Origin of the sequence: Plantibacter sp. Mn2098 (assembly GCF_049319745.1) — a bacterium.
GTDB lineage: Bacteria > Actinomycetota > Actinomycetes > Actinomycetales > Microbacteriaceae > Plantibacter.
The window spans coordinates 244,256-265,998 of the sequence record NZ_JBMOUH010000003.1; the positions used below are offsets into that span (position 1 = coordinate 244,256).

Below are 21,743 nucleotides of genomic sequence, written 5' to 3' on the forward strand. Positions count from 1 at the left end.
CGCGTGGCGCTGCAGCCGCTGCCCGACTACCCGTGGGACCTGATGGTCCCGTTCGCCGAGCAGGCGCGTGCACACGCCGACGGCATCGTGGACCTGTCGATCGGCTCGCCGGTCGATGAGACGCCCGAGATCATCCGGGCTGCGCTCGCCGAGGCGACCGACGCGCACGCCTACCCGACGACGATCGGCACACCGGCGCTCCGCGCGGCGATCGTCGACTGGTTCGCGCGCCGCCGCGGCGTCTCCGGGCTCACTCCGGACGCCGTGCTGCCCACGATCGGTTCGAAGGAACTCGTCGCACTGCTCGCGTTCCTGCTCGGTCTCGGCGAGGGCGACACGGTCGTGCACCCCGTCGCCGCGTACCCGACGTACGCCGTCGGCGCCGCCATCGCCGGGGCGACGCCCTTCGCCTCCGACGACCCGGCGGAGTGGCCGTCCACCACGAAGCTCGTGTGGCTGAACTCGCCCGGCAACCCCGACGGCCGGGTGCTCGGCGTCGAGGAGCTGCGCGCAGCTGTCGGCCGCGCCAGAGAACTCGGCGCGGTCATCGTCGGCGACGAATGCTACGCGGAGCTCGGCTGGGACGAGGAGTGGGCGCACACCGCCGTCCCGTCGGTCCTCGACCCCCGCGTGACCGGCGGCGACCCCACGGGCGTCCTCGCGATCTACTCGCTCAGCAAGCAGTCCAACCTCGCCGGCTACCGTGCGGCGTTCGTCGGTGGCGATGCCGCGCTCATCGCCAGGCTCGTCACCGTCCGCAAGCACGCGGGGCTGATGCTGCCTGCCCCGTTGCAGGCCGCGATGGTCGTCGCCCTCGGCGACGACGCGCACGTCGCCGAGCAGAAAGAGCGGTACCGACGCCGTCGCGAAGTGCTGCTGCCTGCCGTGCGCGCGGCCGGATTCCGCGTCGATCGCAGCGAAGCGGGCCTGTATCTCTGGGTGACGGAGGGGCGCGACGCCTGGGAGAGCATCGAGCGACTCGCGAGCATCGGCATCCTGGCCGGCCCTGGCCCGTTCTACGGCGACGCCTACCCGCAGCATGTGCGGCTGTCGCTCACCGCGACCGACGAACGGATCGATGCTGCGGCCCGTCGGCTGGCAGAATTCTCCGAGGTTCGAGGTTAGCTCCAACCGAGTCGGCCGATTGCTGTGGGAAACAGCAGTAGGACCGGAAGCGGTTTAGGCTGTAGGAGGCAACGCCGTCGCACACGGTGGTGTGGCCGTAGTCCCTATCGCACGAAGATATGAGGAGGCGCCGTGGGCGACGTCGAGAACCAGGCTTCCACCGAGACGCAGAAGGTCACCCTGAGCTACCCGGGGGGAACCGCAGATTTCCCGATCCACAGCAGTACCCAAGGCGCATCCAGCATCGACATCTCCTCGTTGACGAGGCAGACGGGGCTCACCACCCTCGACTACGGATTCGTGAACACGGCGGCCACCAAGTCCGCCATCACCTACATCGACGGCGATCAGGGCATCCTGCGCTACCGCGGATACCCCATCGAGCAGCTCGCGAAGGGCTCGACGTTCCTCGAGGTCGCCTGGCTGCTCATCCACGGCGAACTGCCGACGTCGGACGAGCTCGGCGCCTTCGACGAGCAGATCCGCCGTCACACGCTCCTGCACGAGGACCTCAAGCGCTTCTTCTCCGCGCTGCCGCACACGGCGCACCCGATGGCCGTGCTGTCGAGCGCCCTGCAGGCGATGTCCACGTACTACGAGTCCGACACCGACCCGCACGACCCGGCGCACGTCGACCTCACCACGGTGCGGATGCTCGCGAAGCTCCCGGTCATCGCCGCGTACGCGCACAAGAAGTCGGTCGGCCAGGCGTTCCTGTACCCCGACAACTCGCTGAGCTTCGTCGACAACTTCCTGAAGCTCAACTTCGGCAACCTCGCAGAGCCGTACGAGATCGACCCGGTCCTCTCGAAGGCGCTCGACCTCCTGCTCATCCTCCACGAGGACCACGAGCAGAACGCGTCCACATCGACGGTCCGCCTCGTCGGGTCCACGGGCGCCAACCTGTACGCATCGGTTTCGGCCGGCATCAACGCGCTGTCAGGCCCGCTCCACGGTGGCGCAAACGAGGCCGTCCTGCAGATGCTTGGCCGCATCCAGGAGTCCGGCGAGGGCGTGCAGCGCTTCGTCGACCGCGTGAAGAACAAGGAAGACGGCGTGAAGCTCATGGGCTTCGGACACCGCGTCTACAAGAACTACGACCCGCGCGCCAAGCTCGTCAAGGAGAGCGCCGGCGAGGTCCTCGCGGCCCTCGGCGTGCAGGACCCGCTGCTCGATCTGGCACAGGAGCTCGAGCAGATCGCGCTCGAGGACGACTACTTCAAGGAGCGCAGGCTCTACCCGAACGTCGACTTCTACACGGGTGTCATCTACAAGGCGATGGGCTTCCCGACGCGCATGTTCACGGTGCTGTTCGCGATCGGGCGCCTGCCCGGCTGGATCGCCCACTGGCGTGAGATGAACCTCGACCCGCAGACGAAGATCGGCCGCCCGCAGCAGTTGTACACGGGATCCGTTGAGCGTCAGTTCCCCACGCGCTAGTCGTCGGGAGCACGGAACGGCCCCGCAGTCTTCGGACTGCGGGGCCGTTCGCGTCCGGTCGGTGTCCGGTCCCTGAGCCTGTCGAAGGGTCAAGCTCTGCGGCGCGCGCTTCGACAAGCTCAGCGACCGGGTGTTGACGTTTCGCAGACCGCCTCCTCCGGTCCCTGAGCTTGTCGAAGGGCCTGTTGGCCGTGGTGCGCGCTTCGACAAGCTCAGCGACCGGGCGATGACGTTTCGCAGACCGCCTCCTCCGGGTGTTGAGGTTTCGCAGAGCGTCTCCTCCGGTCCCTGAGCTTGTCGAAGGGCAGATCAGCCTGTGGATAACCGCCCGATCGGGACCAGCGCAGACGATGCTGTACACATGGCTTTCGTCTACATCCTGAAGTGCGCCGACGGCAGCTACTACACCGGGAGTTCCCTCGACCTCGAGCGTCGGCTCGCGCAGCACAACCACGGCGACGGAGCGAACTACACGGCGAAGCGCCTGCCGGTCGTGCTCGCCTGGAGCGCCGAGCTCGAACGGGTCGACGACGCGTTCCGGCTCGAGAAGCAGATCCAGGGGTGGAGTCGGGCGAAGAAGCTTGCGTTGATCGAAGGGCGAGTGGAGGAGCTCCCGGGGCTCAGCCGTTCACGTCCGCGACGGGGTTGAGTGTGGTGCGCTTCGACAAGCTCAGCGACCGGGGTGTCCGGTCCCTGAGCCTGGCGAAGAGGCTGCCGGCTGGGGCGCGCTTCGACAAGCTCAGCGACCGGGGTGTCCGGTCCCTGAGCTTGTCGAAGGGCGAAGGGCGAAGGGCGAAGCCTCAGGCGTGCAATGCCGCGTTCAGCTCCACACCGGAGCCGGAACGGGGGAGGACCTCAACCGCGCCCGTCAGCGAGTTGCGGCGGAACAGCAGGTTGGGCACACCCGACAACTCGACGGCCTTGACCGTCTGCGGGGCGCCATCGGTGCGGGCAGCAGCCCCGGCCAGCACGACCTTCGTCCCTGCCGTCACGTACAGGCCGGCCTCGACGACGGAGTCGTCACCGATCGAGATGCCGATGCCGGAGTTGGCGCCGAGCAGCGCGCGCTTGCCGATCGACACCCGCTGGGTGCCGCCGCCGGAGAGCGTGCCCATGATGGATGCGCCGCCGCCGATGTCACTGCCGTCATCGACGACGACGCCCTGCGAGATCCGGCCCTCCACCATGGAGGAGCCGAGCGTGCCGGCGTTGAAGTTCACAAAGCCCTCGTGCATGACCGTGGTGCCCGGTGCGAGGTGTGCGCCGAGGCGGACGCGGGAGGCGTCGGCGATGCGGACCTTGTCCGGTGTGATGTAGTCGAGCAGGCGTGGGAACTTGTCGATGCCCGTCGCGTGGATGCCGTGGCGCAGGAGCGCGGGGCGCAGGCGGGAGAAGTCGGCAGGCAGCACCGGGCCGGCGTTCGTCCACACCACGTTCGGGAGGTGGCCGAAGATGCCGTCGAGATTGATGGTGTTCGGGGCGACGAGCAAGTGGCTCAGCAGGTGCAGTCGCAGGTAGGCGTCCGAGGTGGACGTCGGGCCCTGCTCGAGGTCGATCTCGACGGTGACGATGTCGATGCGGACGGCACGGCGGGCGTCGTCGGTCGCGAGGGCTTCGAGTTCGGCCGGGGCGATCCAGCGGTCGCGGTCGGCGGGAATGGTGCCGAGCTGTGGCTCTGGATACCAGGTGTCGAGCACGGTCCCATCGCTTGCGACGGTCGCGAGCCCGTATCCCCAGGCATGCGTCGGACGAGTGGTTTCGGAGGGCGCAGCGGTCATGATCCCAGGGTAGCGGCGAATACACTTGAGCCATGCCAGCCGATCTCCCTGCGCTCGACCTGTCCGCATCGTCCATCGACCTGACGAGGCGACTGTGCGACATCGAGTCGGTGTCCGGCAACGAGACGCCTCTGGCGGATGCCATCGAGGCAGCGCTCGGCGGATTCGACCACCTGGAGATCCACCGGGACGGCGACACGATCGTCGCATCGACGAACCTCGGTCGTGCGCAGCGCGCGATCATCGCCGGACACATCGACACCGTCCCCGTGAACGACAACCTGCCGACGCACTTCGAGGAGTACAACGGCGAAGAGCACCTGTGGGGGCGCGGGACGGTCGACATGAAGGCGGGTGTCGCCGTGCAGCTGAAGCTCGCTGCCGAGCTGACCGACCCCATCGTCGACGTGACGTGGATGTGGTACGACGGCGAGGAGGTCTCCTCGGACAAGAACGGCCTCGGGCGGCTCGCCCGCAACCGTCCTGAGCTGTTCGCCGGCGACTTCGCCATCCTGGGGGAACCGAGCAACGCCGGCGTCGAGGGCGGCTGCAACGGCACCCTCCGCGTCGAGGTCCGCGCATACGGAACCAGGGCCCACTCCGCACGGAGCTGGGTCGGTGTGAACGCCATCCACGCCATCGCACCGGTCCTCGACACGCTTGCGGCGTACGAGGCCCGTGAGGTCGAGGTCGACGGCCTCGTCTACCGTGAGGGCCTCAACGCGGTCGGCATCACCGGCGGGGTGGCCGGCAACGTCATCCCGGACGAGGTCATGGTGCACGTCAACTACCGCTTCGCCCCCAGCCGTTCCGGTGCGGAGGCCGTCGCGCATCTCGAGGAGCTGTTCAGCGGGTTCGAGGTCACCGTCGTCGACCTCGCCGAGGGCGCCAGGCCAGGACTCGATGCGCCGATCGCCCTGGATTTCCTCGCGGCCGTCGGCGGCGAGGCGAAGCCCAAGTACGGCTGGACGGACGTCGCCAGGTTCTCCGCGCTCGGCGTCCCGGCCGTCAACTACGGCCCAGGCGATCCGATCAAGGCCCACGCCGACGACGAACGCGTCGCGACCGCACAGATCACCGCGTGCGAGACGGGCCTCCGCAACTGGTTGAGCGGTCCGGGTGCGCGCTGAGCGTCCACAGGTCGACGAGCTCGGTGAGGACCGGCCCGACGAACCGGACGATCCCCAGGGCACAGCGGTAGCGCGCCGCTGGCTCCGCCTGCCCTGGTGGGGTCGGGTCGCGATCGTTTACGGACTGTCCAGGCTCATCACGACGGCGATGCTCGTCGGCGTGAGTTTCCTGCAGGGGACCGGGTCGAGGTTCGGCGCCTTCCCCGACATCGGCACACTCGCCACCGGCTGGGACGGCCAGTGGTACTGGTGGATCGCCACCTATGGGTACCCCTCGCAGCTCCCGCTCGATGCGACCGGTCACATCACGGAGAACGCGTGGGCGTTCCTCCCCGTGTACCCAGGCATCGCCAAGGGACTGTCGATCGTCACGTTCCTGCCGTGGCCCGCCACAGCGGTGCTGCTGTCGATCCTCGCCGGCCTCGGCACGGCCCTGCTCTTCTACAAGCTCATGCGCACCCGGTTCCACGGGAGCACGGCCATGTTCGCGGTTGTGCTGTTGTGCGTCGCGCCGCTGAGCCCGCTCTTCCAGCTGGCATACGCCGAGGCGCTGTTTATGCTGCTGCTGACGCTCGCCCTGCTCCTGCTCGTGCGCCGGCGGTACGGCTGGCTCATCGTGGTCATCCCGGTCATGGCGTTCACGAGGCCGGGCGTGTTGGCGTTCGCGCTGCTCCTCGGGCTGCACTTCATCGCTCGCATCGTCAAGCGGCGCACGGATCCCTTCCCGCCCAGGCAGGTCGTGCTCGTGCTGTCGGCCGGGTTGGTCGCCACGGTGTGCGGTTTCGCCTGGATGGTCATCGCCGGCATCGCGACCGGGACCCACGATGCGTACCTGCAGACGGAGCTCTCCTGGCGGGCCGCGTTCATCGGCGTCCAACCGCTCGTGCCGTTCACCGCGTGGTTCCAGGCCGGCGCGTTCTGGTTCGGGGTGCCGGCCGGGTACATCGTCGTCGCCCTGTTCATCCTCGGCTCCGTTGTGTTCCTCTGCTCCAGACCGGCCAGGAAACTCGGCTCCGACCTGCGGTTCTGGATCGCCAGCTATCTGCTGTACCTGCTCGCGGTGTTCTTCCCGCAGACGAGCGTGTTCCGATTGCTCGTGCCCGTGTTCCCGGCGTTGGGGGCGCTCGCGGTGCCACGGAACCGGGCGTACCGCGTCGCGGTCGTGCTCGTGAGCCTCGCGTTGCAGTGGCTCTGGCTGTACGTGATGTACGGGCTCGCGAACGCGTATTGGACGATTCCGTAGGGTGCGGGGATCTGCCGCGCCGCGTCATCGATTATTGTCACGCCCTCCGATGCAGGATAATGGGAAGCAATCACAATATGAGAGGGGACTCGCATGGCAGCAATGAAGCCACGCACCGGAGACGGGCCAATGGAGGCCGTGAAGGAGGGTCGGCTCATCATCGTGCGAGTGCCGCTTGAGGGCGGCGGACGTCTGGTGGTGTCGGTGAACGACGCCGAGGCGAAGGAACTCCACGATGCACTCGCAGGTGTGGTGGCCGGGAGCTGATTCAGCCCCGTCCACGTCACTGACCGGTGTGGTCCACGTCTCGGCGTGGGCCGCACACCGGTTCCACCGCCGTTGTGCTGTTCGCAATTCCGGAACTTCGGCGCAGGAATCCGCTTGCCGCGCGCGGTAAGCGTTTACTTCGGCTGTTCGGCCGTGAGAGTTCCGGAATTGTGAAGAGTTCGGGGTGGGTCAGACGCCGAGCTTGGTGATCTGCAGCAGGCCGTCGCCGACGGGCGAGAGCGCGCTGATCACGGCTTCGGATGCGGAGATCGTCTGCACGAGCGTGCGGAACAGGACCGTCGTGTCGTCGCGCTTGCCCGGATCGGCGACGCGTCCCCGCCAGAGGGCGTGCGGGACGAGGACCGTTCCGCCCGGACGCGCCAGGCGCAGGCCGTGCTCGACGTACTCGATGACCGAGCCGGCGTCCGCATCGACGAACACGAGGTCGTAGGAGTTCTCGTTCATCCGCGGCAGCACGTCGAGCGCGCGCCCCGTGATGAGACGGATGCGATTGGGGGCGATGCCGGCTTCGGTGAACGCCGTCTTCGCGTGCTGCTGGTGCACGATCTCCGTGTCGATGGAGGTGAGGATCGCGTTCGTCGCGCCGCGCAGGAGCCAGAGGCCGGACACGCCGGTGCCCGTGCCGATCTCCACGATGTGCTCCGCGCGAGTCGCAGCGGCCACAACGGCTGACTGGGCACCGACGGCCGCGGACACCGGCTCGACGCCGAGTTCGTGCGCATGGGCGCGCGCGGACATCACGACGTCGTTCTCCACGACGATGTCGCCCACGTACTTCCAGTTGAGATCTTGTTCAGACACGGTTTCTTGTTCCTCCGTCTCACAGCGTAGGGGCAGGAAGGTTGCTTCTTCGCGAGGCTCGCGCGGTAGTCTGATCTCGTGTTCGGTCTGACCTTCGACAAACTCCTCATCATTGGGGTCATCGCGGTGTTCCTGCTGGGTCCGGACAGACTTCCGCACTACGCGGCTCAGCTGGGCCGCCTCGTGCGGACGGTCCGCGACATGGCGACGGGTGCCAAGGACCGTATGCGCGAGGAGATGGGTCCGGAGTTCGACGAGGTCGACTGGAAGAAGCTCGACCCGCGTCAGTACGACCCGCGCCGCATCATCCGCGAGGCATTGCTCGACGATTCGCCCGCCCCCGCGGTGACGGCGGCCGTGGACGCCGAACCGGTTCCCGTGGATGCAGCGCCGGCCGGTGCCGGCCCGGCCTCGATCGTCGCAGCCGCCATGGCGGCGTCAGCCGTCCCGGTCCCGGTCGCGGATCCGGCAGCGAACCACGGATCGGAACGCCGCAAGCGCATCGCGGCCGGCGAGACCATCCTGCCGCCGTACGACGGCGAAGCCACCTAGACACAGGCGGTAGCCGCCCCGCTACACTGCGTTCATGGACGCGACGGAGCGGACGCCGGGCACGATCCCCGTACACACGAGGATCCCGGGCGGGATCATGGCGCGATACGCCATCGGTTCGATCGGCACGGGCGGATTCGGGACACTTCCCGGGCTCGTGCTCGTGTACTACCTCACCGACTCGCTCGGTGTGAGCGCGCTGCTCGCCGGACTCGTGGTCACGGTCGCGAAGGTCTGGGACGTGCTCATTGACCCCGTGATCGGCGCGACGAGCGACCGCAGCCTGGCGCGCACCGGCTCCCGGCGTCGGTTGATGCTCATCGGCGGCCTCTCCCTGCCCGTGTTCTTCCTGCTGACCTTCCTCGTCCCGCCCGGGACCGCTCCCTGGCTCGCGGCGGTGTGGGTCCTCATCGCGTTCGTCGCGAGCGCCACGGCGTTCAGCCTCTTCCAGGTGCCGTACATCGCCCTGCCGGCCGAGCTCGTGCAGGACTACGATGCGCGGACGAGGCTGCTCACCTGGCGCGTGGTCGTGCTGACGTTCGCGATCCTGCTGTTCGGCGCGGGCGGGCCGTTGCTCCGCAGCGCCGGTGGCGACGCCTCGCAGGGGTACGCGCTTATGGCGCTCGTCGCCGGGGTCGTGATCGGCGGCGGAATGGTCGTCTCGGCGACGGTTGCTCCTCGCGGCATCGTTCAGGTCGCCCCACAGCCCCAGACGGCCCAGGCGCCGGTTCCGAAGGGCCGGATCGCCGACCACTACCGCACGGCGTTCGCGGTCCTGCGACGGAGCCAGCCGTTCCGTGCGCTCCTGCTGACGTTCCTCCTGCAGGGCCTCGCGACCGGGCTGATGCTTGCGGCGGCGAATTACGTCGCGACGTGGGTGCTGCACTCCGAGGACGCCGTGACGCTGCTCTTCCTCGCGCTCATCGCGCCGGCGTTCGTCTTCGCGCCGGTGTGGGGAGCGATCGCGAGGCGCATCGGCAAGGAGCGCGGGTTCTTCATCGCGAGCGCCGTGTTCGCGATCGCAGCGCTCTCGCTCACGGGCATGCTCTGGGCGCCGGGCGGATGGGTCTACGTCTCGGTCGGTCTGGCCGGCGCGTGTTACGCCGGGATGCAGTCGTTGCCGATGGCGATGCTGCCTGACGTGATCACGCACGATGCCGCGCGCAACGGAGACGGCTCCGCCGGAATCTTCGGCGGGGTGTGGACGGCGGGGGAGACGACGGGCATGGCGCTCGGAGCGACCCTCCTCACGATTGTGCTGGCGGCGACCGGCTACCTCGTCCGATCGAGCGGGACGGTCGTTGTGCAGTCTCCGGAGGCCGTGTCCGGCATCATCGTGTCCTTCAGCATCCTGCCGGCCGTCATCGTCGTGGCGAGCCTCGCGAGTCTCTCCCGCTACCGTCTGCGAAAGGACGACATCGATGTTCCAACGCCCACCAGCTGAGATCCTCGCCGAGCTGGAGGCGCTGCGAGCGCACGATGCTCCGACGCACGGCGGGCACGTGCTCTCCTACGTGTACGACCCAGGGCTCGTGGAGATCGACGAGCTCGCGGCGGCGGCGATGCGGGCCGTGCAGTCGGTGAACGGGCTCGACCCGACGACGTTCCCATCGGTCGCCGCGATGGAGCGGGACATCGTCGCCTTCGTGCGGGGGATGCTGCACGGGCAGGCGGGTGGGGGACAGCGCCCTGACGACACCGTGGTCGGGTCGGTGACGAGCGGTGGCACGGAGAGCTGCCTCCTCGCGGTCAAGACGGCGCGCGACGCCTGGCGCGCCGCGGGCGGCGAGGGTGCTCCGATGCTCGTGGCCCCGTCGACCGTGCACGCCGCGTTCCACAAGGCGGCAGCGGCCTTCGAGCTGGAACTCGTCGTTGTGCCGGTCGATCAGATGACGGGCAGACCGGCGCCGGAGGACGTCATCGCGCACCTGTCGGATCGCGTCGCCCTGGTGGTGCTGTCGGCCCCGAGTTATCCGTTCGCGGTCCTGGACCCGGTCGAGGCGGTCGCAGCGGAGTGCGCGGCGCGGGGGATCGCGCTGCATGTCGACGCGTGCATCGGCGGCTTCGCGCTGCCCTGGTGGCAGGGTTCTGGCGATGGTGGGCGGGCGCTGCCGCCGTGGGACTTCTCGGTGCCGGGCGTGACGAGCATCTCGGCCGATGTGCACAAGTACGGGTACGCGCCGAAGGGCGTCTCGGTGCTGCTGCAACGCGGGCGCGACCGCCAACGGCACCAGTACTTCGCGCTGTCGGACTGGCCAGGCTATCCCGTGGTCAACCCGACGCTGCTCGGCTCGAAATCCGCCGGTGCGCTCGCGGCCGCCTGGGCGATCATCCAGGCGCTCGGGGACGACGGCTACGCATCGCTCGTCGCGAAGGCCCACCGGGCGACGGACGCGCTCGTCACCCTCGTGTCCGGCATCGAAGGCCTCCGGGTGTTCGGCGACCCGACCGGTCCGCTCTTCGCCGTGTGCACCGACGAGTCCGTGTCCCCTGACCGCCGGGTCGATCCGCATCACTGGGCGGATCGGGTGAAACAGGCTGGATGGCTCATCCAGGCCCAGCCTGGGCTGGTCCAACGCGACGGGACGAGACTGCCGCACACGACGCACCTCACCGTGACGCCAGTGACCGAACGTGTGCTCGAGCCGCTCGGGCAGGCGCTTGGGTCCGCGGCGGACGCCGTCCGCGGCATCCCGGCGGTCGATCCGGCGGCGGTGCTCGCGGCACTGACCGGGTCGCTCGGGACGACTGGGCTGCCGGAACGATTGGACAGCGAGACCGCGTGGGGACTGCTCGAACGACTCGGCGTCGGCGCCGGGGGAGCGATGCCGGCCGAGATGGCCCCGCTGCTCGCGCTCATCGAAGCCGTGCCGTCGAGCGTCGCCGAGCGGCTCCTCGTCGAACTCGTCGCGCGCCTCGTCGAGCCCTGATCCGGCGGAGCAGGTCTCAGCGGGTGGAGACGCCGAGCTTGCGCCCGGCGAGCCCGCGCTTGCGCGTTGCCAACTGCTCTGCGACGTGCAGGATGGCGGCGGCGGCCGGATCCTCCGGGTGCGCGAGCACAACAGGCACACCGTCATCGCCGCCGGAGCGGAGGCCGATGCTGAGCGGCACGGAAGCGAGCAGCGGAACGGCCTGTTCCTGGCCGACCGACAATCGGTCGGCGACTTCCTGACCGCCGCCCTCGCCGAACAGCGACAGGGTGGAGCCGTCCGGCTGCACCATCCCGGCCATGTTCTCGATGACGCCGAAGACCCGTTGACCGGTCTGCCTCGCGACGACCCCGCTGCGCTCTGCGACCTCGGCGGCTGCACGCTGCGGAGTGGTCACGACGATGATCTCCGCCGTCGGCAGGAGCTGACCGACCGAGATGGCGACATCACCGGTCCCCGGGGGGAGGTCGAGGAGGAGCACGTCGAGGTCGCCGAAGTAGACATCGGTCAGGAACTGCTGGATGGTGCGGTGCAGCATCGGTCCGCGCCACGCAACGGCGCCGGACGCGCCACCGGCCGACGGGTCGAGGAACATCCCGATCGAGATGACCTTCACGTCGTGGGCCACCGGCGGGAGGATCATGTCGTCCACCTGCGTCGGCTTGGTCGTGGCGCCGTGCTCCGCGAGTCCGAGCAGGCCAGGGATCGAGAATCCGTGGACATCGGCATCGACCAGGCCGACCCGCAGCCCCTTGGCCGCGAGGGCGACAGCGAGGTTCGCGGTGATGGTCGACTTCCCGACGCCGCCCTTGCCACTCGTGATCGCGTACACGCGGGTGAGGGAATCCGCGCCGAACTGCACGGACCTGGCCGCCCGCCCGCCCCGGAGCTTCTCGGTGAGCGCCGTGCGTTCCGCGACGGTCATCACCTGGACGTCGATGTCGGCCGTGGTCACGCCGGGCGTCGCCTCGGTCGCCTCGCGGACGTCGCGTTCGATCGTCCTGGCAGCAGGGCAGCCGACGATCGTGAGCTTGACCACGACGTCCGCGTGACCGGCGGCGTCGACCCGCACATCGCCGACCATGTCGAGCTCCGTGATGGGGCGACGGATCTCCGGATCGATGACGCGCGCGAGCGAGGCACGGACGTGGTCGGCGAGCGTCTGCTCAGGCACTCCGCTCCTCCGAGCCGGGCGCCTCCTCAGCGCGATCGCGTTCCAGCTCCTCCAGGAGGGAGCGCAGCTCGGCGCGGATGAAGTCCTTCGACGCCATGTCCTTGAGCGACAACCGCAGTGCCACGACCTCACGCGCCAGGTACTCGGTGTCAGCCAGGTTCCGTTCCGCACGCTGACGGTCCTGCTCGATGTGCACACGGTCGCGGTCGTCCTGACGGTTCTGCGCGAGCAGGATGAGCGGTGCGGCGTACGAGGCCTGCAGGGAGAGCACGAGCGTCAGCGCGATGAACCCGAGGTCGACGGAGTCGAACCGCAAGGGCACGGGGCCGTAGGTGTTCCACGCCATCCAGGCGATGACGAAGAGGGTGAGCCCGAGCAGGAACCACGGGGTGCCCATCGCTCGCGCGATCCACTCGGTGAATCGACCGAACCGGTCGTCCGAGCCGCGTGAACGGCCGGAACGCACACTGCCGCGGAGGCCTTTCGGCGCGTCGAGTCGGACTTCTGCGCGGTTACCTCGTGCCATGTCCCGTCCTCCTCTGCGGTGAATTCGCTACCTGTTCATCGTTCTCATCGATACTTCGCCAGTCATCCGGCAACAGGTAGTCGAGGACGTCGTCGATCGTCACCACCCCGAGGAGTCGATGCGCTTCGTCGACGACCGGCACCTGGACGAGGTTGTAGCTCGCGAGGATGCGCGACACCTCGGCGGCGGAGGTGTCCACGCGCGCCGGGTCGAGGCTCTGGTCGAGCAGGGTGCCGAGGCGTTCGTGCGGCGGGTAGCGGAGCATCCGCTGGAAGTGCACCATGCCGAGGAATCGTCCCGTGGGGGACTCGTACGGCGGCAGGGTGATGCAGACGCCCGCGGCGAGGGCAGGAGCCAGTTCGGAGCGTCGGATGGAGGCGAGCGCCTCGGCGACGGTGGCGTCGGCTGACAGGATGATGGGCTCGGTCGTCATCAGGCCGCCGGCGGTCTCCGGGTCGAACTTCAAGAGCATCCGGACGTCTTCGGCCTCTTCCGGCTCCATCAGCTCCAGGAGGTGCTCACCGCGATCCTCCGGGAGCTGTGCGATGAGGTCCGCCGCGTCGTCCGGCTGCATCTGGTCCAGGACGTCAGCTGCGCGGTCGTCGTCGAGCTGGGCGAGGATGTGGACCTGATCGCTTTCCGGCATCTCCTCGAGAACGTCGGCGAGGCGGTCGTCCGGGAGCTCTCCCGCGACCTCGATCATGCGGTCCTGCGGCAGGTCGAGGAGTGTGCTCGCGAGGTCCGCGGGCTTGAGGTCCGAGTACGTGGCGATGAGCTGCTCGGCCGACTGCGCCTCACCGACCTCCTGCTCCTCGCGGATCTCCGACCAGGAGGCGAACGTCGTCGTCCCCTTCGCGAAGAGCGCCGCGCTCGTCTTGGGGCGGCGGACGAACAGCTGGTTGACCTCCCACTCGCCAGGTCCGTGCTCCTCGATCGCGACGTCCTCGATGGTCGCAGCGCCGCTGCCGTTGCGGAACACGACTCGGCGGCCGAAGAGCTCCGCGATCACACGCACCTCTCCGCCGCGCTGCTCGAAGCGGCGCACGTTGATGAGGCCCGTGGTGATGATCTGGCCGGCGCCGATGCTGGTCACGCGTCCGATGGACACGAAGACGCGGCGCTTCCCCGGGATTTCGACGATGAGTCCGACGACCCGCGGCGGTTTCGCATTCCGGTAGACCACCAGAACGTCTCGCACCTTGCCGACGCGGTCGCCCGCGGGGTCGAAGACGGTGCACCCGGCGAGCCTGGCGACGAACACTCTGGTAGCACTCACGTATCCAATCTACTCGCCGGGCGGCGGCGTCGCTTCCACGACAGCGGCTCCGGACGCCTGGATGGCGCGAGACCGGGAAGTGAGAGGATTGGAGCATGAGTGATCCACGCATGTTCAACAGGCGGACCCCTCCGGCCTTCGCGGGCATCCCGCGCGGCGAGTCGGTGGCGAGCTTCGGCTCGTACGAGGCCGCGCAGGCCGCAGTCGCCTCGCTCGCCCACGCGGACTTCCCGGTCCGAGAGGTGTCGATCATCGGCTCGGACCTGAAGAGTGTCGAGCGCGTGACCGGCAAGCTCAGCTACGGGCGCGCGGCCGGCGCCGGCGCCATCAGCGGCGCCTGGCTCGGTCTGTTCCTCGGCCTCGTGCTCATCATCTTCAACCCGACCACCGAGATCGTCCTGGTCGGCGCCGCCGTGCTGATGGGTGCCGCGTTCGGCATGCTGTTCGGCATCGTGTCCTACTCGGTCACGCGTCGTCGGCGCGACTACACCTCGGCGACGCTCGTGGTCGCCTCCACCTATGAGGTCATCGTCGGCCCGGAACTCGCCAATCGGGCTCGCAATCTGCTGGAGAGCGCCGGGTCGGGTTCGTCCCAGCCGTAGGCTGCGCACGGCTTCCAACCAGAGGGACGCCCACCACGGCACCGACGACGAAGGAGGCGGCGGAACCACAGGGTTCCGCCGCCTCCTTCGTCTGTGCGCCGAGGGTCAGCGCCTCAGCGTCTCAGCGCTTTAGCGCTTCAGCCAGGCCTCGACCTCGTCCGCCGTCCGCGGGATGCCGGCGGACAGGTTCTCGGCACCGGTCTCGGTCACGAGGATGTCGTCCTCGATCCGCACGCCGATGCCGCGGTACTCGGCCGGGACGGTCAGGTCGTCGGGCTGGAAGTACAGGCCAGGCTCGATCGTGAACACCATGCCCGGCTCGACGACGCCGTCGTAGTACATCTCGCGGCGTGCCTGCGCGCAGTCGTGGACGTCGATGCCGAGGTGGTGGCTCGTGCCGTGCACCATGTAGCGGCGGTGCTGCTGGTTGTCCGCTTCGAGCGCTTCCTCAGCAGTGACGGGCAGCAGGCCCCACTCGGCGGTCTTCTTCGCGATGACGGCCATGGCCGTCGCGTGCACCTCACGGAAGCGGATGCCGGGCTTCACGATGGCGAACGCCGCGTCGGCAGCCTCACGGACCGCCTCGTAGACGCGGCGCTGCACCTCGGTGAACTCGCCCGTCACGGGCAGGGTCCTCGTGATGTCCGCCGTGTAGTAGCTGTCGACCTCGACACCGGCGTCGATCAGGATGAGGTCGCCGGGGACGACGGGGCCGTCGTTGCGCGTCCAGTGCAGGATGCAGGCGTGCGGGCCGGATGCGGCGATGGTCTCGTAGCCGACACCGTTGCCGTCGGCGCGGGCGCGGCCGTAGAAGATGCCCTCGACGAGGCGCTCGCCGCGGTGGTGGGCTGCGATGCGGGGCAGGTCGGCGACGATGTCGTCGAATCCGCGCGCCGTCGCCTCGACGGCGAGACGCATCTGCGCGATCTCGTACTCGTCCTTGATGAGCCGCATCGTGGACACGGCGGCCGTGAGCGCGTCGTCCTGGTCGAGGACGAGGTCGTCGGAGGTCGCGGAGAAGCTGTCGAGGTGAGCCGTCTCGATGCCGAGGTCGGCTGCGACCTGGGCGAGCGATGGGCGGGCTCCGATCCAGAACTCGCCGATGGCCGCGTTCGTGTAGAACTCGTCGGTGTCGCGGCCCGCGCGCTCGCGGAAGTGCAGCGTCACCTCGTGGGCGTCGCCGGCCGGTTCGAACACGAGGATGCTGTCCGGCTCCGTCTCCGAGCCCCACCCGGTCAGGTAGGAGAACGCCGAGTGCGCGCGGTACAGGTAGTCGGTGTCGTTGGAGCGCTGCTTCATGGGGCCGGCCGGCAGGACGAGGCGCTTGCCGGGGAACTGTGCGGAGAGCGCCGCCCGACGTGCTGCCGTGAGCGGTGCGATGTCACGCGCCGGCGGCAGGACCTCCTCGCGGTCCGCCCAGCCGGTGCCGATGAAGGCACGGAAGCCGTCGGACCAGGCGGCCGCCCGGTTCGAGGTCGCTTCCGTCTGGACCGGGTTCTGGGTGGTGTGCTCCGACGACTCCGTCGTGGGGGCCGTCGTCTCTGCTGAGGTGTCTGCGTTGTTCGCCATGCCTCCATTGTCGCACCGGGTGCAGTGCCGTGCGCTGGTGCACGGCGGGCTTGCGCCGGGGCGGCGCGCGGCACTCGCCGTGTGGCGGTACAGCGGTGCAGCTGGCTCCTACCCGGCGCTGCTCGGGACGAGCGTTGCGACGACGGGGCGATGGTCGCTTCCGTCGTCGTCGTATCCCGTGAGCACGTGGGTGTTCGACGCCGTCCAGTCCGGTGTGGACATCACGTGGTCGATGGGGGCCCCGAGCACGGCGGGGAGGATCGTCGGCCAGGTGCCGATCCCGGCGACCTCGTTCGCGAGGGCCGCGTCTGCGCAGTCGCCGAGCTGGCCGGTCGGTGTGCGCAGGCTCCACATGCTGTCGATCGTCGCGTTGAAGTCGCCGGCGAGGATCGTGTTTCCGTGACCGCTGTCGCCGTGCCCCTGAGCGCACAGGCTCGCGAGCCACTGCAGATCCGACCGCCACATGTCCATGCGCGCCGGCACAGGAGCCGTCGCATGGACGGCGACGATGGTCGGTCCGTCCCCGTGCTCCGGGATGGCGACGACGGTCGGGACGTCGGTCGTGTTCGCACCGCCGCCGGGCGTCGCCGGCGAGGTCACGGAGTAGGCGCCGAGGCCCGTGCTGACGAGGAGGCTCGTCGAGTGGCTGGCCCGTCCGTCGTCGAACGACACGGTGTGCGCGATCATCGGGCGAGCAGACGCCGTCATGGCCGCGGCGATCTTCGTCGCGGCCGCGGCCGTCGTCTCAGGCAGGGCGAGTACATCGGCTCCGTAGCGGACGGCGACCGCCGCGACGGTGTTGGCCGAGACCGAATCGCCCCGGGTGTTCCAGGTCAGGACGGTGATGGAGGACGGCTCATCCGTGCCGGCCATGGCTCGGGGCGTGTCGGCATCGATGCCGCGCTGGATGACGATCACACCACCGGCCGCCGCGAAGCCGACGAGCAGGGCTGCGACGGAGAGCGACAGCACCCGGAGCGGCCGGCCGATCGCGAGCAGGCAGAGCAGGACGGCCAGGACGAGCGCCAACGCGACCGCCGCACCTCGCAGCGACACGATCTGCGCCGGGCCGATCGCCTGCTGGAGTCCGAAGAACTGGGGCCAGGCTGCCACAGCGAGCACGATCGCGATGGCGACCGTGACGATGGCTCCCAGCGTCTTCCACATCCTCGCCAGCGTAGGTCGGACCCCTGGGAGTACGCCGCGCGGTTCACCGGAGACTAGTGTGGAGACGTGGTGAACACTCGTGGAACTCAGGCCCCCATCGGCATGCAGGGGCCGGCCGACCTCCACACCCACTCCAGCGTGTCCGACGGCACGGAGACCCCGACACAGCTGATGCGAGCCGCTGCAGCGGCCGGTCTCGGCACCATCGCGATGACCGACCACGACTCCACCGCAGGTTGGGCGGAGGCCGGCGCGGAGGCGCAGCGTCAGGGCATCACCCTCATCCCCGGGATGGAGCTCAGCACCAAGTACGAGTGGCGGAGCGTGCACCTGCTCGCCTACCTCGTCGACCCGCTGAACGGCGACCTGGTCAAGGAGACCGCCAAGATCCGCGAGTCCAGGCTGCGGCGCGCAGAGGGCATCGTCGCCCGGATCGGCTCCGACTACCCGCTGTCCTGGGCCGACGTGCTCGCGCAGACCACGGAGGGCGCGACGGTCGGACGGCCTCACATCGCGGACGCCCTCGTCGCGCTCGGCATCGTACGCACCCGCAGTGAGGCGTTCGACGGCATCCTGCATCCGCGCAATGGCTACTACGCGCCGCACTACGCGCCTGATCCGCTCACCGCGGTCAAGATGGTCCGTGCGGCGGGTGGCATCCCCGTGATCGCCCACCCCGTTCCTGCCGGCAGGGATCGTATGCTCCCGGAGGCATACTTCAAGACGCTCACCGACGCCGGCCTGTTCGGCCTCGAGATCGACCATCGTGAGAACACGGAGGAGGGCAAGGTCGTCGTGCGTCGGATCGCTGCCGAACTCGGCCTCGCGGTCACCGGTTCGAGCGATTACCACGGCACGGGCAAGCCCAACCGCCTCGGCGAGAACACGACGTCGATGGAAGTCGTGGAGCGCATCGTTCGCGAGGCGACCGGCTCGAGCCCGATCGTTCCGAGCGGGGTCGTCGGCCGGTAACGTTTGGTCCTCGGCGACCGGCCGCTGGCCTGCACGTCCGGTCTGCGCGCTGCGCTTGCACTCTGCGGCCTGCTGCCGCCCGGTGCAACGACGAAGCGCGCCCCCGGAACCCGGGAACGCGCTTCGGTGATGCTGTTGATCAGGCGCTGGGCGTCTGCGGCGCCGCACGACGCGTGCGGTTGCGACGGCGCGGTGCGCTGTTGCCGTCGCGGTGCTGCGGCCCCTGGCCGTCGTGCGTGCCGGCGGCGGGCTCGGAGCGCTCGACGGCGTCCGTCGAGCCCGTCTGACCCTGGCCGCGGGTGCGTGTCCGGCTGCGTGCGCCGGCCGAACGGGACGAGGAGCGGCCGTCGCCACCGGCTGAACCGGATTCGCGGCGCGGTGCGGCCTCGACGGGCTTCGCCGGCTTCAAGCGGCCCTTCGTCCCGGCTGGGATGTCGAGGTCGGTGAAGAGGTGCGGACTCGACGAGTACGTCTCGGTGGGCTCCGGCTGACCGAACTCGAGCGCCTTGTTGATGAGCGCCCACTTGTGCAGGTCGTCCCAGTCGACGAAGGTGACGGCGATGCCCGTCTTACCGGCGCGGCCGGTGCGGCCGACGCGGTGCAGGTAGGTCTTCTCGTCCTCGGGGATCGTGTGGTTGATGACGTGGGTCACGTCGTCGACGTCGATGCCGCGGGCGGCGACGTCGGTCGCGATGAGCACGTCCTTCTTGCCGGCCTTGAACGCGGCCATGGCGCGCTCGCGCTGCTCCTGGTTCAAGTCGCCGTGGACGGCTGCGGCGTTGAACCCGCGGTCGCCCAGCTCCTCGACGAGCTTCGCGGCCGCACGCTTCGTGCGGGTGAAGACGACGGTCTTGCCGCGACCCTCGGCCTGCAGGATGCGGGCGATGACCTCGTCCTTGTCGAGCGAGTGCGCGCGGTAGATGAGGTGCTTGATGTTCGCCTGCGTGAGGCCCTCGTCCGGGTCCGTCGCGCGGATGTGGATCGGCTTCGACATAAAGCGGCGGGCGAGCGCGACGATCGGGCCGGGCATCGTGGCGGAGAAGAGCATCGTGTGGCGGCCGGCCGGCGTCTTCGAGAAGAGCTTCTCGATGTCGGCGAGGAAGCCGAGGTCGAGCATCTTGTCCGCCTCGTCGAGCACCATCTCTTCGATGTTCGACAGATCGAGCAGACGCTGGTTGTTGAGGTCGATGAGGCGGCCGGGGGTGCCGACGACGATCTGCGCGCCGGCCTTGAGCTGCTCGATCTGACCCTCGTAGGCCTTGCCGCCGTAGATGGAGACGAGCGTGGTGGAGCGGTTCGAGATGAGGATCTCGATGTCTTCGGAGACCTGCACGGCGAGTTCGCGCGTGGGGACGACGACAAGGACCTTCACGCCCGGGGCGGGGTCCAGTCCGAGGCGCTGCACGATCGGGATGCCGAAACCGAAGGTCTTTCCGGTGCCGGTCTTTGCCTGGCCGATGATGTCCTGGCCGGCGATGCCGAGCGGAATCGTCTGCTCCTGGATGGGGAATGGTTCGAGAATGCCTTTGGCGGCGAGGGCGTCGACGATGTCCTGGTCGACCCCGAGATCACGGAAAGTCACGTATGTACCTGTCAGTGCGATTGTGGTTCTACACCTTCGATTGCACACAGGTGTAGGGCCCCGATCCAGCGCCGGGACGGGTCAAGTCTACCTGTGACCCCCTGATCAGGCGCTTGGCGCGCTGATCCGGCGCCGCTCCGCGGTGTGAAGACCGACGACTAGGCTGGGGCCGTGGCTGTTTTGTTTGGGCGCCGTCGGCGTCGTCCCGGCACGGAAGTGCCCCGTCTCCGTTCGCGCGGGGACGCCGTTTCGACGACCAAGGTCGACCTCCACGAGCTCGCGCCGAGCACGGACGAGTTCCTCGGTCAGGTCGCCCAGTTGCAGCTCGGCTTCTTCCTGACACTCACGGCGGCGGTCGAGGGTGCGCCGACCGAGGCCGATCGGGAGACACTCGCGGGCTCTGCTGCTGCGACCCTCGTGAAGTATCGCGATCTCGTCGCCGCGATCCGTCGCCGCCACGACGACACCGAACCGTTCCTGGAACCGTTCGCCGCCCAGCGGGACGACTTCCAGGCCATCGTGCGGGGCGAGGACTGGGGACAGCTGCTCCTCGGCGTGTACGTCACGCGTGGATTCCTCGACGAGTTCTTCGCCGAGGTCGCGACCGGCGTCGATGCGGCGGACGCGCGCGAACTCGCGCCCATCGTCGCGCCGACGCCGGGGGAGGACCCCATCGTCGGCATCCTGCAGCGCGCCATCGCCGCCGACCCGAAGCGCGGCTCGTCGCTCGCGATGTGGGGGAGGCGACTGCTCGGCGACACGATGCTCGTCGCCCGCTCGGCGCTCTCCACCGAGAGCCGCGTGCTCCCGGACGACTCCCGGGTCGAGCCCGTCTACACGGAGCTCATCGCCAACCACACCCGCAGGATGGATGCACTCGGCCTCACCGCCTGAAGGATCCGCGTGAGCGATCTCGCTGCGTGATCGTGCCGAGCGACGAGGCCACGCAGATCCGGCTCAGCACTCCGCCCTCACAACGAGAACGGCCGATCACCACCGGGAATCCGGAGTGATCGGCCGTTCTGCGTGCGAGGTGTCAGGCGACGACCGGCGTGCGCTGCAGACGCTCGAAGAGTTCTTCGTCCTTCGTGGTGCGGACGCGACCGAGGACCAGGTCGGCTGCAACCGCCGCGACAGCGGTCACGATGAACGTGATGGCCCAGATCCACCCGCCGTCCCAGGCGAGACCCGCCCAGGTGAGCACGACCCAGACGACCGCGGAGACCACGGTGGCGATGGCGGGCACGAGTGCCGCGCCGTGCTGGTCGCGGTGGGGGAGCAGGTAGCGGACGGCGAGGCCGACGATGGCGGCGCCGAGCGCAACGAAGAGGAGTTCCACGGCGATTAGCCGACGAAACCGACGCGACGGGACTCTTCGCTGCCGATCTCGACGTACGCGATGCCGGCGGCGGGGACGATGTAGCGGTTCCCCTTGCTGTCGGTGAGCGACAGCAGCTTGGCGTCCGCTTCGAGAGCGGCCGCGACGGCTGCTTCGATCTCGGAGGCGGCTTGCGATGTCTCGAAGCCGATCTCGCGGGGGCTGTTCAGGATACCGATGCGAATTTCCACCTTGGGTGCCTTTCGATTG

The 21,743-nt window shown here is 69.0% G+C and carries 22 protein-coding genes; 12 read left to right on the top strand and 10 right to left on the bottom strand.

Features of this window, described 5'->3' with window-relative positions:
• Positions 1-3: 3 nt before the first annotated feature.
• The 3 genes from dapC (at position 4) to ACL9RL_RS06650 (ending at position 3,214) form a co-directional block, all read left to right on the top strand.
• Complete coding sequence (dapC, locus tag ACL9RL_RS06640) at positions 4-1,125, top strand: succinyldiaminopimelate transaminase (RefSeq protein ID WP_422779425.1); 1,122 nt, start codon at positions 4-6, stop codon at positions 1,123-1,125.
• Positions 1,126-1,257: 132 nt separating this feature from the next.
• The gene (locus tag ACL9RL_RS06645; RefSeq protein ID WP_422779426.1) at positions 1,258-2,565 is read left to right on the top strand and encodes a citrate synthase; all 1,308 of its coding nucleotides are present in this window, start codon (positions 1,258-1,260) and stop codon (positions 2,563-2,565) included.
• Positions 2,566-2,926: 361 nt separating this feature from the next.
• Entirely contained in the window at positions 2,927-3,214 is a 288-nt protein-coding gene (locus ACL9RL_RS06650) for a GIY-YIG nuclease family protein (protein ID WP_422779427.1), read from the top strand.
• A gap of 151 nt (positions 3,215-3,365) precedes the next feature.
• On the opposite strand, the gene dapD is transcribed toward ACL9RL_RS06650, so the two are convergent.
• Entirely contained in the window at positions 3,366-4,343 is a 978-nt protein-coding gene (gene dapD, locus ACL9RL_RS06655; RefSeq protein ID WP_422779428.1) for a 2,3,4,5-tetrahydropyridine-2,6-dicarboxylate N-succinyltransferase, read from the bottom strand.
• A gap of 32 nt (positions 4,344-4,375) precedes the next feature.
• Between dapD and dapE the strand changes: the two genes are divergently transcribed.
• The 3 genes from dapE to ACL9RL_RS06670 all read left to right on the top strand — a co-directional run bounded on the left by dapE (position 4,376) and on the right by ACL9RL_RS06670 (position 6,983).
• A complete protein-coding gene (gene dapE / locus ACL9RL_RS06660; protein WP_422779429.1) occupies positions 4,376-5,473 on the top strand; it encodes a succinyl-diaminopimelate desuccinylase in 1,098 nt (365 codons plus the stop codon).
• Positions 5,463-6,716 (top strand): hypothetical protein, encoded by a 1,254-nt coding sequence (locus ACL9RL_RS06665; RefSeq protein ID WP_422779430.1) that lies wholly within the window; start codon positions 5,463-5,465, stop codon positions 6,714-6,716. Before dapE ends, ACL9RL_RS06665 begins: the two co-directional genes overlap by 11 nt.
• A 93-nt stretch (positions 6,717-6,809) precedes the next feature.
• Positions 6,810-6,983, top strand: coding sequence for a DUF3117 domain-containing protein (locus ACL9RL_RS06670; RefSeq protein WP_422779431.1), 174 nt, complete (start codon positions 6,810-6,812; stop codon positions 6,981-6,983).
• Positions 6,984-7,172: 189 nt separating this feature from the next.
• Here the strand turns inward: ACL9RL_RS06670 and ACL9RL_RS06675 are convergent, their stop codons facing one another.
• The gene (locus ACL9RL_RS06675) at positions 7,173-7,805 is read right to left on the bottom strand and encodes an O-methyltransferase (protein ID WP_422779432.1); all 633 of its coding nucleotides are present in this window, start codon (positions 7,803-7,805) and stop codon (positions 7,173-7,175) included.
• 78 nt (positions 7,806-7,883) lie between these two features.
• Between ACL9RL_RS06675 and ACL9RL_RS06680 the strand changes: the two genes are divergently transcribed.
• The 3 genes from ACL9RL_RS06680 to ACL9RL_RS06690 all read left to right on the top strand — a co-directional run bounded on the left by ACL9RL_RS06680 (position 7,884) and on the right by ACL9RL_RS06690 (position 11,287).
• The gene (locus ACL9RL_RS06680) at positions 7,884-8,357 is read left to right on the top strand and encodes a twin-arginine translocase TatA/TatE family subunit (protein WP_422779433.1); all 474 of its coding nucleotides are present in this window, start codon (positions 7,884-7,886) and stop codon (positions 8,355-8,357) included.
• Positions 8,358-8,454: 97 nt separating this feature from the next.
• A complete protein-coding gene (locus ACL9RL_RS06685; RefSeq protein ID WP_422779577.1) occupies positions 8,455-9,801 on the top strand; it encodes an MFS transporter in 1,347 nt (448 codons plus the stop codon).
• A complete protein-coding gene (locus ACL9RL_RS06690) occupies positions 9,779-11,287 on the top strand; it encodes a pyridoxal phosphate-dependent decarboxylase family protein (RefSeq protein WP_422779434.1) in 1,509 nt (502 codons plus the stop codon). Before ACL9RL_RS06685 ends, ACL9RL_RS06690 begins: the two co-directional genes overlap by 23 nt.
• Before the next feature lie 16 nt (positions 11,288-11,303).
• Here the strand turns inward: ACL9RL_RS06690 and ACL9RL_RS06695 are convergent, their stop codons facing one another.
• The 3 genes from ACL9RL_RS06695 to ACL9RL_RS06705 are packed head-to-tail and all read right to left on the bottom strand — an operon-like array spanning position 11,304 to position 14,263.
• Positions 11,304-12,461, bottom strand: coding sequence for an Mrp/NBP35 family ATP-binding protein (locus ACL9RL_RS06695; protein ID WP_422779435.1), 1,158 nt, complete (start codon positions 12,459-12,461; stop codon positions 11,304-11,306).
• Positions 12,454-12,987 (bottom strand): DUF1003 domain-containing protein, encoded by a 534-nt coding sequence (locus ACL9RL_RS06700; protein WP_422779436.1) that lies wholly within the window; start codon positions 12,985-12,987, stop codon positions 12,454-12,456. Before ACL9RL_RS06700 ends, ACL9RL_RS06695 begins: the two co-directional genes overlap by 8 nt.
• Complete coding sequence (locus tag ACL9RL_RS06705) at positions 12,974-14,263, bottom strand: magnesium transporter MgtE N-terminal domain-containing protein (RefSeq protein WP_422779437.1); 1,290 nt, start codon at positions 14,261-14,263, stop codon at positions 12,974-12,976. The genes ACL9RL_RS06700 and ACL9RL_RS06705 overlap by 14 nt, the downstream gene beginning before the upstream one ends.
• Positions 14,264-14,358: 95 nt before the next feature.
• Here ACL9RL_RS06705 and ACL9RL_RS06710 point away from each other — a divergent pair, with 95 nt between their 5' ends.
• Positions 14,359-14,865 (top strand): general stress protein, encoded by a 507-nt coding sequence (locus ACL9RL_RS06710; protein ID WP_422779438.1) that lies wholly within the window; start codon positions 14,359-14,361, stop codon positions 14,863-14,865.
• 129 nt (positions 14,866-14,994) lie between these two features.
• On the opposite strand, the gene ACL9RL_RS06715 is transcribed toward ACL9RL_RS06710, so the two are convergent.
• A complete protein-coding gene (locus tag ACL9RL_RS06715) occupies positions 14,995-16,434 on the bottom strand; it encodes an aminopeptidase P family protein (RefSeq protein ID WP_422779439.1) in 1,440 nt (479 codons plus the stop codon).
• A gap of 108 nt (positions 16,435-16,542) precedes the next feature.
• Positions 16,543-17,601: an endonuclease/exonuclease/phosphatase family protein gene (locus ACL9RL_RS06720; protein WP_422779440.1), complete on the bottom strand. Its 1,059-nt coding sequence runs from the start codon at positions 17,599-17,601 to the stop codon at positions 16,543-16,545.
• A 102-nt stretch (positions 17,602-17,703) separates the two neighbouring features.
• Between ACL9RL_RS06720 and ACL9RL_RS06725 the strand changes: the two genes are divergently transcribed.
• Positions 17,704-18,573: a PHP domain-containing protein gene (locus ACL9RL_RS06725; protein ID WP_422779578.1), complete on the top strand. Its 870-nt coding sequence runs from the start codon at positions 17,704-17,706 to the stop codon at positions 18,571-18,573.
• A gap of 139 nt (positions 18,574-18,712) precedes the next feature.
• Here ACL9RL_RS06725 and ACL9RL_RS06730 read toward each other — a convergent pair whose 3' ends face one another.
• A complete protein-coding gene (locus ACL9RL_RS06730; protein WP_422779441.1) occupies positions 18,713-20,155 on the bottom strand; it encodes a DEAD/DEAH box helicase in 1,443 nt (480 codons plus the stop codon).
• Positions 20,156-20,326: 171 nt separating this feature from the next.
• On the opposite strand from ACL9RL_RS06730, the gene ACL9RL_RS06735 reads away from it, so the two are divergent.
• Positions 20,327-21,049 carry a ferritin-like fold-containing protein gene (locus ACL9RL_RS06735; RefSeq protein WP_422779442.1) on the top strand — a complete coding sequence of 241 codons (723 nt, stop codon included), beginning with the start codon at positions 20,327-20,329 and terminating at the stop codon, positions 21,047-21,049.
• A 142-nt stretch (positions 21,050-21,191) separates the two neighbouring features.
• Here the strand turns inward: ACL9RL_RS06735 and ACL9RL_RS06740 are convergent, their stop codons facing one another.
• Both ACL9RL_RS06740 and ACL9RL_RS06745 read right to left on the bottom strand, forming a co-directional pair.
• Complete coding sequence (locus tag ACL9RL_RS06740) at positions 21,192-21,494, bottom strand: hypothetical protein (protein WP_422779443.1); 303 nt, start codon at positions 21,492-21,494, stop codon at positions 21,192-21,194.
• Between the two features lie 5 nt (positions 21,495-21,499).
• Entirely contained in the window at positions 21,500-21,724 is a 225-nt protein-coding gene (locus ACL9RL_RS06745) for a DUF3107 domain-containing protein (protein WP_422779444.1), read from the bottom strand.
• Between the last annotated feature and the right edge of the window lie 19 nt (positions 21,725-21,743).

What these genes read in the sequence shown, in the direction of transcription:
- ACL9RL_RS06690 (WP_422779434.1), top strand. Translation starts at nt 9,779, where the DNA reads ATGTTCCAACGCCCACCAGCTGAGATCCTCGCCGAGCTGGAGGCGCTG.
- ACL9RL_RS06710 (WP_422779438.1), top strand. Translation starts at nt 14,359, where the DNA reads ATGAGTGATCCACGCATGTTCAACAGGCGGACCCCTCCGGCCTTCGCG.
- dapE (WP_422779429.1), top strand. Translation starts at nt 4,376, where the DNA reads ATGCCAGCCGATCTCCCTGCGCTCGACCTGTCCGCATCGTCCATCGAC.
- ACL9RL_RS06725 (WP_422779578.1), top strand. Translation starts at nt 17,704, where the DNA reads ATGCAGGGGCCGGCCGACCTCCACACCCACTCCAGCGTGTCCGACGGC.
- ACL9RL_RS06715 (WP_422779439.1), bottom strand. Translation starts at nt 16,434, where the DNA reads ATGGCGAACAACGCAGACACCTCAGCAGAGACGACGGCCCCCACGACG.
- ACL9RL_RS06685 (WP_422779577.1), top strand. Translation starts at nt 8,455, where the DNA reads ATGGCGCGATACGCCATCGGTTCGATCGGCACGGGCGGATTCGGGACA.
- ACL9RL_RS06720 (WP_422779440.1), bottom strand. Translation starts at nt 17,601, where the DNA reads ATGTGGAAGACGCTGGGAGCCATCGTCACGGTCGCCATCGCGATCGTG.
- ACL9RL_RS06650 (WP_422779427.1), top strand. Translation starts at nt 2,927, where the DNA reads ATGGCTTTCGTCTACATCCTGAAGTGCGCCGACGGCAGCTACTACACC.
- ACL9RL_RS06670 (WP_422779431.1), top strand. Translation starts at nt 6,810, where the DNA reads ATGGCAGCAATGAAGCCACGCACCGGAGACGGGCCAATGGAGGCCGTG.
- ACL9RL_RS06700 (WP_422779436.1), bottom strand. Translation starts at nt 12,987, where the DNA reads ATGGCACGAGGTAACCGCGCAGAAGTCCGACTCGACGCGCCGAAAGGC.
- dapD (WP_422779428.1), bottom strand. Translation starts at nt 4,343, where the DNA reads ATGACCGCTGCGCCCTCCGAAACCACTCGTCCGACGCATGCCTGGGGA.